10 protein-coding genes are annotated in these 14,317 nt (G+C 67.3%); 3 read left to right on the top strand and 7 right to left on the bottom strand.

The window, feature by feature from the left end; genetic code table 11:
• Positions 1–45: 45 nt before the first annotated feature.
• From AC1ROX_RS12315 to AC1ROX_RS12300, 4 genes are all read right to left on the bottom strand, one after another.
• Positions 46–1,860 (bottom strand): patatin-like phospholipase family protein, encoded by a 1,815-nt coding sequence (locus tag AC1ROX_RS12315; protein ID WP_493125856.1) that lies wholly within the window; start codon positions 1,858–1,860, stop codon positions 46–48.
• On the bottom strand, positions 1,857–2,948 hold the full coding sequence (locus tag AC1ROX_RS12310; RefSeq protein WP_493125854.1) for a M14 family metallopeptidase: 1,092 nt from the start codon (positions 2,946–2,948) through the stop codon (positions 1,857–1,859). The genes AC1ROX_RS12315 and AC1ROX_RS12310 overlap by 4 nt, the downstream gene beginning before the upstream one ends.
• A 185-nt stretch (positions 2,949–3,133) precedes the next feature.
• Positions 3,134–3,661: an adenine phosphoribosyltransferase gene (locus tag AC1ROX_RS12305; RefSeq protein ID WP_493125852.1), complete on the bottom strand. Its 528-nt coding sequence runs from the start codon at positions 3,659–3,661 to the stop codon at positions 3,134–3,136.
• 15 nt (positions 3,662–3,676) lie between these two features.
• Complete coding sequence (locus AC1ROX_RS12300) at positions 3,677–5,134, bottom strand: amidase (RefSeq protein WP_493125850.1); 1,458 nt, start codon at positions 5,132–5,134, stop codon at positions 3,677–3,679.
• 98 nt (positions 5,135–5,232) lie between these two features.
• On the opposite strand from AC1ROX_RS12300, the gene AC1ROX_RS12295 reads away from it, so the two are divergent.
• On the top strand, positions 5,233–5,430 hold the full coding sequence (locus tag AC1ROX_RS12295; RefSeq protein WP_493125848.1) for a DUF2798 domain-containing protein: 198 nt from the start codon (positions 5,233–5,235) through the stop codon (positions 5,428–5,430).
• A 3-nt stretch (positions 5,431–5,433) separates the two neighbouring features.
• Here AC1ROX_RS12295 and hrpB read toward each other — a convergent pair whose 3' ends face one another.
• Positions 5,434–7,917, bottom strand: a complete 2,484-nt coding sequence (hrpB, locus tag AC1ROX_RS12290; RefSeq protein WP_493125846.1) for an ATP-dependent helicase HrpB — start codon at positions 7,915–7,917, stop codon at positions 5,434–5,436.
• Positions 7,918–8,001: 84 nt separating this feature from the next.
• Here hrpB and AC1ROX_RS12285 point away from each other — a divergent pair, with 84 nt between their 5' ends.
• Together AC1ROX_RS12285 and putA are read left to right on the top strand one after the other, a co-directional pair.
• The gene (locus AC1ROX_RS12285) at positions 8,002–8,406 is read left to right on the top strand and encodes a VOC family protein (protein WP_493125844.1); all 405 of its coding nucleotides are present in this window, start codon (positions 8,002–8,004) and stop codon (positions 8,404–8,406) included.
• Between the two features lie 7 nt (positions 8,407–8,413).
• Positions 8,414–11,833 (top strand): trifunctional transcriptional regulator/proline dehydrogenase/L-glutamate gamma-semialdehyde dehydrogenase, encoded by a 3,420-nt coding sequence (gene putA, locus AC1ROX_RS12280; protein WP_493125842.1) that lies wholly within the window; start codon positions 8,414–8,416, stop codon positions 11,831–11,833.
• A gap of 323 nt (positions 11,834–12,156) precedes the next feature.
• On the opposite strand, the gene AC1ROX_RS12275 is transcribed toward putA, so the two are convergent.
• Complete coding sequence (locus tag AC1ROX_RS12275; protein ID WP_493125840.1) at positions 12,157–12,945, bottom strand: phosphodiesterase; 789 nt, start codon at positions 12,943–12,945, stop codon at positions 12,157–12,159.
• Positions 12,946–13,015: 70 nt separating this feature from the next.
• A complete protein-coding gene (locus AC1ROX_RS12270; protein ID WP_493125838.1) occupies positions 13,016–14,275 on the bottom strand; it encodes an ABC transporter substrate-binding protein in 1,260 nt (419 codons plus the stop codon).
• Between the last annotated feature and the right edge of the window lie 42 nt (positions 14,276–14,317).

The following is a 14,317-nucleotide window of genomic DNA, read 5'->3' as shown; positions in this document are numbered from 1 at the left end:
CGGGTAAAATAGAAGCGGCGGGTCTGCCCGCTGTCAAGCGAGCCGTCACGACAGGAAGAGACGCGCCCCGATCGGCAGCGTGCGGGCCTTGTCCAGGCCCTCCATGGTCGTGCGGTAACCGAGTTCGATCGCCGCATCGAAGCTCGTCCAGTCGAGCAGGTCGATATGGGTCATCGGCGGCACGATCAGCAGCTCGGCGGCATTCCGGTCCTGGGCGGCGCGCGCCGTGCTGGCGACCAGCGCCGAGCGCAGCAGGATGCGCACGATCGACGGGATGGGCAGCGTCTCGTTGCGTTTCCAGACGAGGCGACGAAAGAACTGCCAGGGCGACCAGGGTTCCATGACGCCTTCACCGGCGGCCAATGCACCGCCGGTGTCGATGTCGACGCCGATCGTGGTTCCGCGGCCCAGGCGCTGCATGGCGCGCACCGGGAAATTGTCGATGACGCCGCCATCGACATGGACCTCGCCCGCCTCGTTGAAGGGCGGCATGACGCCCGGGATCGACACCGAGGCGCGCAGCCAGCGCCACAGGCGCCCGACCGTATGGATGTCGGCGTTGGACGTCGTGAGGTTGGCGGTCATGCAATAGAAGGGGAGGATCAGGTCCTCGATGTCCTTCTCGCCGAACGCCGCGCGCAGGAGGCGCGTGACCCGGCGGCCCGCGAACAGCGAGATCAGCGGCAGCGTGTAGTCGCTCAGCGGATTGTTGTCGACGAAGGCCCGGCGAAAGCGGGCATCGAGCTCCTCGTCGTTCCAGCGCGACGCGACTCCGGCCGCCACGATGGCGCCCATGCTGGTACCGCCCACCAGGTCGATCGGGATGCCGCTTTTGCGCAGCGCCTTGACGACGCCGATATGGGTGAAGGCCCGTGCCCCGCCGCCGGCCATGACGACGCCGACGGCGTGTCCGGTGAGCAGCCGGGCCAGCCGGTCGATGTCGGAATGGATGTCGAGCCGGACGTGATGATGGGTACCGTAGAGGCCGCCCGCCAGCATGGGCGCCGTCGAGCCCGGCTTGGGATCGTGCCCCTCGTGCAGCAGCACGAGTTCGCGGCGGCGATGGAACACCGCGCCGCTCTGCGCCGTCTCGATCTCGAACGGCAGCTTGGTCGGATGGTCGTTGTCGGCGTTGCGGACGACGACGAGACAGTCGGCCTGGCGCAGGCAGAGTTCGGTCCATGGCGTCAGCGTCGGATCGGCACGATAGAGCACGAACGACGATTCCATCTCGCAGCGCGCGAACCATTCCGGTTCCTGGTCGACCGATTCGTGCCCCAGCATCTGGACCTGGTTGCCGATGCGGCCGAGCGCGTCGGCCAGCATCACGGCGAAGCGCGCCGAGGGAACGTCGGGACCGCTCGGCAGGACGGCGAAGGTCCGCGGCTGGCGCCGCCGCTTGGCCGAGTCGGCCGCGTTGCGCGCCACGACGCTGCGCATCAGCGCCGGCAGGACCTCGGGATGGTGCGAGGTCAGCGCGTTGAAGCTGGTCTGGGCCAGCCGCCAGACTTCGCTGTCGCGCAGCGCCGCCACGCTGCGCGTGCGCTTGCCCTGCGACAGCAGAGACATCTCGCCGACGAGATTGCCCGGCGGGACCTCGGCGATCAGCACCGGTTCGCTGGCGTCGCCTGCATCCTGATGGCGAAAGACGCCGAGGCAGCCGCTGGCCACGACATAGACGGCGTCGGCCGGTTCGCCCTGGCGGAACAAGGGCGCGCCGCCGGGCAGCACCATCAAGGTCAACTGACGTTCGACCGCCTCGAGGTCGCCGGGTTCGAGGTCGGCGAACAGCGGAGTCTGCTGCAGCACCTTCTGCAGACGCAACCGGGCGGTATCCTCGCTCGGCACCGCGAGGCTCATCCCCCAGTCATCCCCTTGAGGGCCCAGCCGATCGTCTGGTCGGCTCTCGTCCACACCATCTCGCGCCATTTGTCGCCGGCGGGAAAGAAGCGCTCCTTGATGTCGGCCTTCAGGGCGCGGCTCTGCGCCGAACCGAGTTCGCCACGATGATGCAGCCAGTTGTCGCCGCGCAGGGCTGTCAGCACTTCGGGCACGGTGTAGGTGCCGTATTCCAGCGCGACCGACGTCACCTCGGCGTCGGGCAGCTCCTGCGGGAAGGCGTCGGTCATGACGCCGACCACCACGGCCGAGGTCGAGGTGCCGCCTTCGGGGGAGGTCATCTCGTCGCCGTACCAGGCCTTGGCGCGGGCGAACGACTTGGCGGCCGGCGACACCGCGCAGATCAGCTCGCCATGGCCAAACGGGCCGAGGCCTGTATGGAAGTCGATGATGCCGACGCGCCTTGCCTGCGACAGCTCCTCGCGGGCAAGGGCGCGGACGGTGCGGTTGCTCCAGGTGGGCGCATTGCCGCCGAAGAAGATCCCGTCGGGATGCGTGTACTGGCCGCCGCTGAGCGCACCCTGCAGGCCGAAGGCGCCATGCTTCTGGGCGTAGGCCGCGAACACGCGATCGGTCTCGGCCTTGCTCGCCTCGTCCCAGGTTTGCGGCAGAACGGCATCTGCAATGGCGCGATAGCCCTCGTTATCCGGATAGCCCTTGTCGTGGTCGACGAAGTTGCGATTGAGGTCGACATTGTCCTCGGTGACCCGGCGCGTCCATGCGAAGCCATAAGGGTTGAGGGCATGGATCAGCAGCGCGCCGGTATTGGCCGGCAGCTTCGAAGGCCCGCCCGAGCGCATCCAGGCGATCTCGGCGCCCGAGCCGCAATGGCCCTCGACGCCGTGCGTACCGGCGATCAGCACCAGCATGTTCTCCGCATCGGCCGCGCCGAAGCGCGCCGTGTCGAGATAGAGCATCTCCCCGTTGGGACCGCGCGCCTTCGGGTTCAGCCAGGACCGCAGGGCACCACCCGCTTCGGCTGCGGCACCGCAGAACTTGGCGCGCGCCTCGGCATAGGTCTCGGAGAAGCACTCGGACGCTGAAAACATTCATTTCCTCCCGCCGACATCGTAGCCGGTTTGCCCAATTCTCTCACCTCCTCCGTCTTACGGGGGAGGCCGGGAGGGGGAAAGCAATGCGATGAATCGGAGTTGGAAGGAGATCAGCCCTGTGGCTTTCCCCCTCCGCCCTTCGGGCACCTCCCCCGTTTGACGGGGGAGGAAAGCTCGATCCTTTAGCTATCGTATTGCAACAGCGTTTCGACCGGCGGCTTCAGCTTCTTTCGGCCTTCGAGGAAGGTGAGCTCGATGATGACCGCCGTTGCCGGCACGATGGCGCCGACGGATTCCAGAAGATGCACGGCGGCGCCCATGGTGCCGCCGGTCGCCAGCAGATCGTCGACCAGCACGACCCTCGCGCCCTTGTGCACCGCATCCTGCTGAATCTCGATCGTGTCGGTCCCGTACTCCAGCGCGTAGGTGTGGCGCACCGTCGTGCCGGGCAGCTTGCCCTGCTTGCGCATCATCACGAAGCCGGTGCCGAGCGCGAGCGCGAGCGGCGCGGCCAGCAGGAAGCCGCGCGATTCGATTCCCGCCAGCATGTCGGGCTTGTGCGGCCGGATCAGATCGGCCAGCCGCTCGATGGCGACATGCCAGGCCTTGGCGTGCGCCAGCAACGTCGAGATGTCGTAGAAGAGGATGCCCGGCTTGGGGAAGTCGGGGATCGAGCGGATGTGCTTCTTGAGGTCGATATCCTTGGACAATTCCGTCTCCTGAACTCAGCTATAGGCCGGCGGCGGCACGAAGCCGCGATATTCCTTCTCCAGCAGCTTGGCGAACTGGATGCACTCGTAGTCGCCATACTGGCGACCGATGATCTGCACGCCGATCGGCAGGCCTTCCTTGCTCTGGCCGATCGGGGCGGCCGTCGAGGGCAGCCAGGTGACGCCCGAGTAGCCCGCCCAGAAGATCTGGTCGACCACCGGCACCTGCTTGTTGTTCACGACGATCGTGCGCTTGTGGCGCAGGCCCGCCTGGTCGTGCGGGAAGGCCGCGGTCACGGCGACCGGGCAGAGCATCAGGTCGTAATCCTGGAAGAACGCGTCCCAGGCGTGCCGCATCTTGTGGCGCTTCTCGTTCAGTCGCAGCCAGGTGCGATGGGGCAGGGCATTGCCGCGCTGCATCTGGGCGAAGTAGCTCATGTCGTCGGCCGGCAGGCTGGCCGCATCCTTGACGGCCTGCTCGTAGACGGCATCGCTCATGCGGCCCGACGTCGCCGCGCGCAGCAGGCGGATGTAGACGTCGCTCAGCTCGTTCGTGTCGATCTCGGGCCGCGCCTTGTCGCTCACCTTGACCTTGTTCCTGGCGAGGAACGAGGCGAGCTTGGAGATCTGCTCCTGCACCGAATCGTCGACCTCGGCATTGGGGTCGGTCAGCAGCACGGCGACCTTGAAGTCGCGCAGCTTGGTCTTCCTCGAACGCGGCAAGGTGAGCGTCCAGCCGCGACCGTCGATCGAGTCGGGACCGGCCATCGCCGTGAGCGCAATCTCGAGATCCTCCGCGCCGCGCGCCAGCGGACCCACCACGCCGATATCGCCATAGGCCACGGCGCCCGCGAGCGCATGGCCCTTGGGCGAGACCACGCCCCAGCTCGGCTTGTGACCCCAGACACCGCAATAATGGGCGGGATTGCGGATCGAGGCGCCGATGTCGCTGCCGGCCTCGATGCCGGTGAGGCCGGCGGCCAGCGCCGCGCCCGAGCCGCCCGAGGAGCCGCCCGGCGTGCGGCTCAGGTCCCATGGATTGTTGGTCGAGCCGTAGACCTCATTGTAGCTCTGCCAGTCGGCGAGGTTCAGCGGCACGTTGGTCTTGCCGAACAGGGTGACGCCGGCATCCGTCATGCGTTGTGCAACGAGCGAGTTCTGGGCCGCGACCGTGTCCTTGAACGCCGGATCGCCCCAGGTCGTGGCGAAGCCCGTGACGTCGAAGGATTCCTTGATGGTCATCGGCACGCCGTGCAGCGGCCCCAGCTTCCTGCCCGCCCTGACCGCACGGTCCGCCGCCTTGGCGCGCTTGCGGGCACCCTCGATGTCGGTGGCAATGATGGCGTTGAGTTCGGGATTATAGGCCTCGACCCGCTTCAGGTAGAGGTCGAGCAATTCGAGGCAGCCGATCTTCTTCTTCCGGACCGCAGCGGCGAGCTGCTTGGCGGTCTGGAACGGGAGCGCGAGGGACATGGGAGGGGTTCCGCAACGGGGATGGACGGGGCCTAAGCCCGTACCATATTGTCCGGCCCGCCGTGAAGAAACTCCCCGCCCAAACGATGCACTTCGCCATGCCGTTGGCGCTGACTTTCGTGATGACGTTCATCGTCTCCGGCATCGCCACGATCCGGGCGATCGGATTCGAATCGGGCATGACCGCCCGCTGGATGGAATCGTGGATGGCGTCCTGGATGGTCGCCTTTCCGACCATGCTCTTCCTGATGCCGCTGATGCGGCGCCTGCTGTTGCGATTGATCGAGGCCCGGTAGCGTTCAACGCGGCCGTGGTCGAGCCCGCGCCGTGGGTTCGGCAACGAGCGGATCGTCCGGCCAGTAGTGGCGCGGATAGCGGCCCTTCAGTTCGGATTTCACGGCCTTGTAACCGTTGGCCCAGAAGCTCGCGAGATCGCGCGTCACCTGTACCGGCCGCCGCGCCGGCGAGAGCAGGTGGATGGTGAGCGGCACCTTTCCGCCGGCAATGCGCGGCGTCTCGGTGAGGCCGAACATCTCCTGCAGGCGGACGGAGAGCGTCGGCTCGTCCGGATTGGCATAGTCGATCGCGACCCTCGATCCGCTCGGCACCTCGACATGCGTCGGCACCAGCCGCTCGACCTCGCGCTGCTTCTCCCACGGCACCAGCGCCTTGAGCGCCGCCGCGAGATCGATGCGCGCGAGATGATCGCGACGCGACACGCCGTCGAGATAGGGGCCCAGCCACGCCGCCAGTGACGAGAGCAAGGCTGCGTCCGAAAGATCGGGCCAATCCTCGCCGGCATGGCGGCGCAAGAAGCCGATGCGCTCGCGCCAGCGCACGAGATCGTCGCTCCAGGGCAGCGCGCCGAGGCCGAGCTGGCGCACGCCGTCGAGCATGGCGGCCTGCATCTTGTCGGCGTCCGGCTTGGTGAGCGGCTTGTCTTCCAGCGCAAGGGCACCGAGCCGGCGACGGCGCCGCGCCAGCACCGCCCCGTCGCGCGCGCTCCATTGCACGAGCTGCTCGTCGACGATTCGATCGGCGTAGAGTTCCTCGATCTCGGCGGCCGTGATCGGCGCGGCGAGGAAGATGCGCGACTCCTGGGCCGATCCATCGAGATCGGCGACGACGAGGAATTCCTCGTTCGCCATCGGGTCGCCTTCGGGCAAGGCCGCGCCGCGCCCGCCCGACAGCAGATAGCGCCCGCCCGTGCCGGCGCGGCGGCGGCCGATGCGGTCGGGATAGGCGAGCGCCAGCAACGGGCCCGTCATCGCAATGTCGGGCCTCTCCTCGCCGGCGTTGCGCGGCATCAGGCGGCGTGCCGATTCCTGGATCAGGCGCAACGTGCCGTCGCGTCGGCCGCTCAGGGCGATGTCGACCCGGTGCCGGAGATCGGCATCGCGCTGGCCGGGCGGCAGGCGCAGGAAGTCGCGTTCGCCCAGGATCGCGGCCAGCAGGGCGGCGACCTTGCCTTGCCCCAGCTCACGGCCCTTGAGCACCAGATGCGCGATGCGCGGATGCTGGCCAAGACGAACCATCGCGCGTCCGTGCGATGTGATCGCGCCACTGGCGTCGATCGCGCCGAGATCGGCCAGCAGGGCGCGGGCCGTCGCGAGCGAGGCGGCGGGTGGCGGCGTGAGCCAGGGCAGCGTCGCGGCATCGCTGGTGCCCCAGGCGGCCAGCTCCAACGCCAGCGGTGCGAGATCGGCGTCGAGGATTTCCGGCGGCGTGAAGGGCAGCAGGCCGCGCTGCGATTCCTCCGGCCACAGCCGATAGCAGATGCCGGGTTCGAGACGGCCGGCACGGCCGCGCCGCTGGTCGGCCGAGGCCTGGCTGACGCGCACGGTCTCGAGCCGCGTCATGCCCGAGCGCGGCGAGAATTTCGGCACGCGCATCTGGCCGCTGTCGATCACGATGCGCACGCCCTCGATGGTGAGGCTGGTCTCGGCGATCGACGTCGCCAGCACGACCTTGCGGCGGCCGGACGGCGAGGGGGAGATGGCGCGATCCTGGTCGGCCGGGGAGAGGTCGCCATAGAGCGGCGCAACGTCGATGTTGGCACCGACTCCCTGCAAGCGTTCCTCGACCCGACGGATCTCGCCGACGCCCGGCAGGAACACGAGTGCGCTGCCGGTCTCTTCGCTGAGCGCGCGGCGTACGGCGGCGGCAACATTGTCCTCGAGGCGGCCCGCCGGTTCGCGGTCGAGATAGCGTGTGTCGACGGGGAACATGCGGCCGGCACTTTCGATCACGGATGCGCCGCCCAGTCTCGCCGAGACCGGGCCGGGATCGAGCGTCGCCGACATGGCCACGACCCGAAGGTCTTCGCGCAGCGCGGTCTGCGCCTCGCGCACCAGCGCAAAGGAAAGATCGGTCTCCAGCCCACGCTCGTGCAATTCGTCGAAGATCACGCAGCCCACCGCGTCGAGCGACGGATCTTCCTGCAGCAGGCGCAGGAACAATCCGTCGGTCACGACCTCGATGCGGGTCCTGGGTCCGACCTTGCTGTCGAGGCGCACGCGATAGCCGACCGTCTCGCCGACCGCTTCGCCCAGGGTCGCCGCCATGCGCCGGGCGGCGGCGCGCGCGGCCAGTCTTCGCGGCTCCTGCATGATGATCTTGCGGCCGCTGAGCCACGGCGCGTCGAGCAGGGCCAGCGGCACGCGCGTGGTCTTGCCGGCGCCCGGTGGGGCCACCAGCACGGCGGCAGTGCCGGCCACCAGCGCGGTCTTGAGGCGCGGCAGCGCCTCGTCGACGGGAAGCTGCTCCATCGGTCCCTGTGTCACGGCCGATCCTGTGTCACAGCGTTGGCGGATGGACGGGAAGAAGGGGCGGGTTCACTCTGGGGTTCTTACGCTTGAGGTCGTACAATGGCTATTGTCGTCGAGGCCCTGGATCATATCGTCGTCAACGTGCGCGACGTAGAGGTCGCCGCCGCCTGGTACGAGCGCGTGCTGGGCATGGTGCGCAAGGTCACAGAACCGGCGCCCGGCCGGTTCGTCACCTCGGTGCATTTCGGCCGCCAGAAGATCAACCTCCGGCCCGAGACCGCCACACAGAAGCAATGGTTCACGGGCAAGACGGTGGCGCCGGGCAGCGACGATCTCTGCTTTCTTACCTCGTCGACGCCGCAGGCGGTGGCCGATCATTTCCGGAGCTGTGGCGTGGAGATCGAAGAGGGACCGAGCGAAAAGAGGGGCGCGATGGGCACGATCGTCTCGGTCTATTGCCGCGATCCCGACGGCAACCTGATCGAGGTGTCCTCGTACAAATAGGCGGAACGTGACCGCGCCGTTCGAAACCTTCGCTCATTCGCTGCGACTGCAGCCTCCGTTGCGCGCGGCGATCACGGCGGCGTACCGCCGGCCGGAGCCCGACTGCGTGCCGCCGCTGCTCGATCTCGCGACCCTGACGCCGGCGGCGACGGCCAAGGCGCGCGCGCTGGCGCAGCGTCTGGTCGAGGCGTTGCGCGCCAAGGTGCCGTCGGGTGGTGTCGAGGGGCTGATCCACGAATATGCGCTGTCCAGCCAGGAGGGCGTGGCGCTGATGTGTCTCGCCGAGGCGCTGCTGCGCATTCCCGACGACGAGACGCGCGATGCGCTGATCCGCGACAAGATCGGTGGCAGCGACTGGCGCGCCCATCTCGGGCAAAGCCCGTCGCTGTTCGTGAATGCCGCGACCTGGGGCCTGATGCTGACGGGCCGGCTGACCGCGACCAGCAGCGAGAAGAGCCTGTCGGCGGCGCTGACGCGACTAGTGGCAAAAGGCGGCGAGCCGCTGATCCGCGGCGGCGTGAACATCGCGATGCGCCTGATGGGCGAGCAGTTCGTCTCCGGCCAGACGATCGAGGAGGCGCTGGCCAACGGTCGTCGCTTCGAGGCCGAGGGCTTTCGCTATTCCTACGACATGCTGGGCGAGGCGGCGATCACTGCCCAACAGGCCGAGCATTATCGCCTGGCCTATGAACGGGCGATCCACGCCATCGGCAAGGCGTCGGCGGGACGTGGCATCTACGAGGGTGCGGGCATCTCGCTGAAACTCTCGGCGCTGCATCCGCGCTACAGCCGTGCCCAGGCTGAACGAGTTCATGACGAGCTCTATCCGCGCCTGCGCGACCTCGCCGTGCTGGCGCGCCACTACGACATTGGCGTGAACATCGATGCCGAGGAGGCGGACCGGCTGGAGATCTCGCTCGACCTGCTGGAGCGGCTTTGCTTCGATCCCGCGCTCGAAGGCTGGAACGGCATCGGCTTCGTTGTGCAGGCCTACAAGAAGCGCGCGGCCTTCGTGATCGACCATCTGATCGATCTCGGTCGTCGCAGCCGCCACAGGCTTATGATCCGTCTGGTGAAGGGCGCCTATTGGGACAGCGAGATCAAGCGGGCCCAGGTCGACGGGCTGGAGGACTTCCCGGTCTTCACGCGCAAGATCCACACCGACGTCTCCTACCTGGCCTGTGCGCGCAAGCTGCTGGCTGCACCCGATGCGGCGTTCCCGCAGTTCGCCACGCACAATGCGCTGACCCTGGCGACGGTCCATGCGATGGCGGGCGAGAACTTCTATGCCGGCCAGTACGAATTCCAGTGCCTGCACGGCATGGGTGAGCCGCTGTACGAGGAGGTGGTCGGCCGGGACAAGCTCAACCGGCCGTGCCGCATCTATGCGCCGGTCGGCACGCACGAAACCTTGCTCGCTTATCTGGTGCGACGCCTGCTGGAAAATGGCGCGAACACGTCTTTCGTGAACCAGATTGCCGATCCGGACGTGACGACCGACAGCCTGCTGGCCGATCCGGTCGAGCGTGCGCGGGCTCTCTCGCCGGTCGGCGCACCGCATCCGCTCATCAAATTGCCGCGCGACCTGTTTGGACCGACGCGCGCCAATTCGAGGGGCCTCGATCTGGTCAACGAAGGCGTGCTCGCCACGCTGGCGCGGGAGCTGGTCGCCGGCGCTTCTACTCTTCTGCAGGCGACGCCGGTGCTGGCCGAGGGGCCACGTGACGGCACCGTGCGCGAGATACGCAATCCCGCGGATAGGGACGATCTGGTTGGTACTGTCGTCGAGGCCACGCCGGAACTGGTCGACAAAGCCTGCGCCAAGGCCGAGCCCTGGTCGGCTGCGCCCGCCGAACGTGCCGCGACCCTGCGCCGGGCAGCCGATCTAATGGAAGCGCGCCTAGAGAAGCTGGTGGGGCCGATCGTGCGCGAGGCCGGCAAGACGTTTGGCAATGCCGTGGGCGAGGTGCGCGAGGCGGTCGATTTCCTGCGCTACTACGCGGGCTGCGTCGAAGGGTTCGACAACGAGACGCACCGGCCGCTCGGCGTCGTCGCCTGCATCAGCCCATGGAACTTCCCGCTGTCGATCTTCACGGGACAGGTTGCGGGCGCGCTGGCGGCCGGCAACGCCGTGATCGCCAAGCCGGCCGAGGAGACGCCGCTGATCGCGGCCCTTGCCGTCGCTATCCTGCACGAAGCCGGCGTACCAACCGCGGCGCTGCAGCTCACGCCGGGCGACGGCGAGGTCGGCAAGCGGCTGGTCGCCGACGCGACGATCGCGGGTGTCGTCTTCACCGGCTCGACCGAGGCCGCGCAATCGATCAACCGCACCCTGGCGCGCCGTCTCGGCGCCGACGGAAGGCCGGTGCCGCTGATCGCGGAGACGGGCGGCCAGAACGCGATGGTGGCTGATTCCTCGGCGCTGCGGGAGCAACTGGTGATCGACGTGCTGGCCTCGGCCTTCGATTCGGCTGGCCAGCGCTGCTCGGCCCTACGTGTCCTCTGCCTGCAGGATGACATCGCCGAGAAGGTTGTCCCCATGCTGGAGGGGGCGATGGCGGAGTTGGCCGTCGGCGTGCCCGACCGTCTCTCCGTCGATGTCGGTCCTGTCATCTCGACGGAGGCGCAGAAGCGCCTGCTCGATCATATCGACCGCATGCGTGCGGCCGGCCATCGCGTCCACCAGGTGCCGCTTCCTGCCGAAGCGGCACAGGGAACCTTCGTGCCGCCGACGCTGATCGAGATCGATGCCATTTCCGACCTGCCGGGCGAGGTGTTCGGGCCGGTGTTGCATGTCCTGCGTTACGAGCGAGAGGACATGGAGAAGGTCATCTGCGCCGTGAACGCCACCGGCTTCGGCCTGACCTTCGGCGTGCACAGCCGCATCGACGAGACGATCGATCGGGCGACAGTGGCGAGCGCCGCCGGCAATCAATACGTCAACCGCAACATGATCGGCGCCGTCGTCGGTGTGCAGCCCTTCGGTGGCCATGGCCTGTCGGGCACGGGACCGAAGGCGGGCGGCCCGCTTTACGTTCATCGCCTTCTGTCACATCGGCCATCCATCGACGTGGCCCAAGGCGAACTCGCCGGCCCGGTCGGCGAGCACAACAGCTACGCGCTTCGTCCCAAGGGGGCGATCCTCTGCGTCGCGGCGGATCCAGCCGAGCTGAAGGCGCAGCACGAGCTTGTGCGGGCTACCGGCAATCGTATTGCCGCGGGCGAAGCCGAGGACATCGCCGCCGTGCTTTTCGCCGGCAGGGCGGAAGAGCTGGTGGCGTTCACTCGTCGCATGGCTGAACGGCCGGGTCGTATCGTCCCCGTCCACGTCGCGCCCTATCCGCGCGAGTTCCTGTTCGACGAGGTCTCACTCAGCGTCAACACCGCCGCCGCGGGCGGCAACGCCAGCCTGATGGCGATCGGGTAGAATGCTCCGTCGTCTCGACCGGAGCGCGCAGCGCGGAGTGGAGAGACCTTTCCTCTACGATTTGCCGGCTTTTGGTTGAGCGAAGGTCTCTCCACTCCGCACCTTCGGTGCTCCGGTCGAGACGACGGGATTTTAGTTTGTCGAAGTCATCCTGCTCGCTCCGACCCTACGCCCCGGCGACATCGCCAAGTCGTACAAACGAAATAAACGAAATAAACGAATCAAATGAAACGAAAACCCCCGGGAGCGATTTCCGGGGTTTTGGTGGCCTGGACTCTAGGATTCAAGGGAGCGCGCCACTCCAGTGGCGCGCTCCAATGATGTTAGAGCAGGAACGTGTTCGTGCGGTCGAGGAAGTCGTGCATGTGCACGATCATCTGGTCTTCCTCGAGCAGGCAGACGCCATAGGCCGGCGGCTCGTGGCTGCCGGCGATGCGGCCCTCGATGACGAAGTCGAGCGCCACCTGGTGGCTGGTGGCGCGCAGGGTCGAGATCGGGATGCCGCGCCAGGCGCCGGCGATCGGCCGGTGGAGATGGCCGAAGAACAGGTGACGGATGTTGGTCCGGCCCTCGATCGCCTTGATGAAATGCTGCGGGTCGAGCAGCGAGATGTCGTCCATGCGCTTCAGCCGCACCTTGAAGGGCGGGTGATGGATGAAGATCATCACCGACCTGTCGCCCAGCCGGTCGAGCGTCGCCTTCAGCCAGGCGCCGCGCGTCTCGCAGAAGGTGCCCCACGGTTTGCCGGGCTCGTTGGTGTCGAGGCAGATCGCGGTCACGCCTTCGCCCATGTCGAACGTGTACTGGACGAAGCCGTTCTCGTCGAAGCGCGCCTGCGGGAAGGTCGTGCGGAAGTTTTCGCGGTCGTCGTGATTGCCGACCAGCAGGTGATAGGGGATCACCAGTTTGTCGAACTCGCGCTTCAGGGCCGCATAGGCCTCCATCTCGCCCTTGTGGGCAAGGTCGCCGGTGACGATGGCGAAGGCCGCGTCCGCGTGGTTGCGGTTCACGTCGGCGACGCAGAGCGCCAGCCGGTCGATCGGGTTCAGGCCGTAGAGCAGGTTGCCCGGCGGCACGAAATGGGTGTCGGTGATGTGGATGAACTTCTGCACGGCATCACTCTGCCATGAAAAAGCGGAGGAAGGCATCTTGCTCCGCTTTCGCATGTTCACCTTCAGCGTATCACTTCGGCAGCAGCGCCTGCGTGTCGGTCGTCATCTTCTTCAGCGCTTCGTCGGGCTTGGCGCTGCCGTTCACGACGGTCTGCAGATGGTCCTTGATCACGTCGGTGATCTTGAGGCCGTTCTCGCCGGGGAAAGCGTACCAGGCGGTCATGCTGGGGAGCTGGCCGATGGCGACGCGATGGTTCGGGTTCTGGGCATAGAAGTCGCCCAGCATCGCCGGGTCCTTGGCCGGCAGCGCGTTGGCCGGGAAGTAGCCGGTGCCCTTGACCATGATGGTGGCGCCGACCGGGCCGGTGGCGAACTTGATGTATTCCCAGGCGGCCTTCTGCTTGGCCGGGTCCTTCGACAGCATCATGGCGACGTTGCCGCCGGCCGGCAGGCGCGAGTCGGCGCCGGCGCCCAGCGGGAAGGTGGCGGTGCGCAGCGGGAACACTCCCTGCGCCTGCTTGGTGACGCCGCCCAGGCGCGAGGTCGAATGCGCCCAGATGCCGAGGCGGCCCGAGACGAAGTCCTGCAGCGCGGTCGCCTGGCTGACGTCGCGCATCGTGCCGTCGGTGATCATGAGGCGCAGCGTCTCGATCGCCTTCTGGCCCGCCGGCTGGTCGAAGGCCACCTTCTTCTCGTCCGCCGTCAGCATCGTGCCGCCGTTGGAGAAGACGAGGGCCTGCCACATCCAGTTGCCGGTGATGTCCCAGTCGAAATGGAAGCCGGCGATCTTGTTGGCCGGGTCGTTGATCTTCTTGGCGAGCGCGAAGATGCCTTCCCAGGTCTTGGGGAAGTTGTCGGGATCGCCACCGGCCTTCTTCACCAGGTCGGCGTTGAAATAGATGATCGGCGTCGAGAGCGAGAAGCCCATGCCGTACTGCTTGCCCTTCACCTGGCCCAGGGTCAGCAGCGCGCCGTCGTAACCGGCCTTGGCCCAGTCCTTCTCGGCGGCGATGAACGGATCGAGCGGCTGGGCGATGCCGCGATCGGCCAGGATGCGCTGGCGGTTGAGGCCCTGGAACGTCACGTCCGGCAGCTGGCCGGTGACGGCGTTGCGCAGCACCTGCTGCGTGGCGTCCTCGTATTCCTTGGTCGGCTGCGTGAACTTCACCTTGATGTTCGGGTGCGCCGCCATGAACTGCTTGGCGACCTCCTCCTGCACCTCCTTGAAGATGTCGGGGATCGCATACTGGACGGTGATTTCGGTCTGTGCGGCCGCGGGGCCCGCAACGAACAGGGCGGCAAGTGCCGCAAAGCCCAAGAATTTGCGCATTAGTGTCTCCCTTCCCTGGATGTGCACTAAGTCACACAATGG

The organism is Reyranella sp. GW821-FHT14A01, from assembly GCF_058803965.1.
This window is presented reverse-complemented; position numbering and strand designations above follow the sequence as displayed.

Bases quoted from the DNA above. Each gene is read 5' to 3' on its own strand.
- AC1ROX_RS12315 (WP_493125856.1), bottom strand. From the start codon at position 1,860: ATGAGCCTCGCGGTGCCGAGCGAGGATACCGCCCGGTTGCGTCTGCAG.
- AC1ROX_RS12310 (WP_493125854.1), bottom strand. From the start codon at position 2,948: ATGTTTTCAGCGTCCGAGTGCTTCTCCGAGACCTATGCCGAGGCGCGC.
- AC1ROX_RS12300 (WP_493125850.1), bottom strand. From the start codon at position 5,134: ATGTCCCTCGCGCTCCCGTTCCAGACCGCCAAGCAGCTCGCCGCTGCG.
- AC1ROX_RS12295 (WP_493125848.1), top strand. From the start codon at position 5,233: ATGCCGTTGGCGCTGACTTTCGTGATGACGTTCATCGTCTCCGGCATC.
- AC1ROX_RS12285 (WP_493125844.1), top strand. From the start codon at position 8,002: ATGGCTATTGTCGTCGAGGCCCTGGATCATATCGTCGTCAACGTGCGC.
- AC1ROX_RS12270 (WP_493125838.1), bottom strand. From the start codon at position 14,275: ATGCGCAAATTCTTGGGCTTTGCGGCACTTGCCGCCCTGTTCGTTGCG.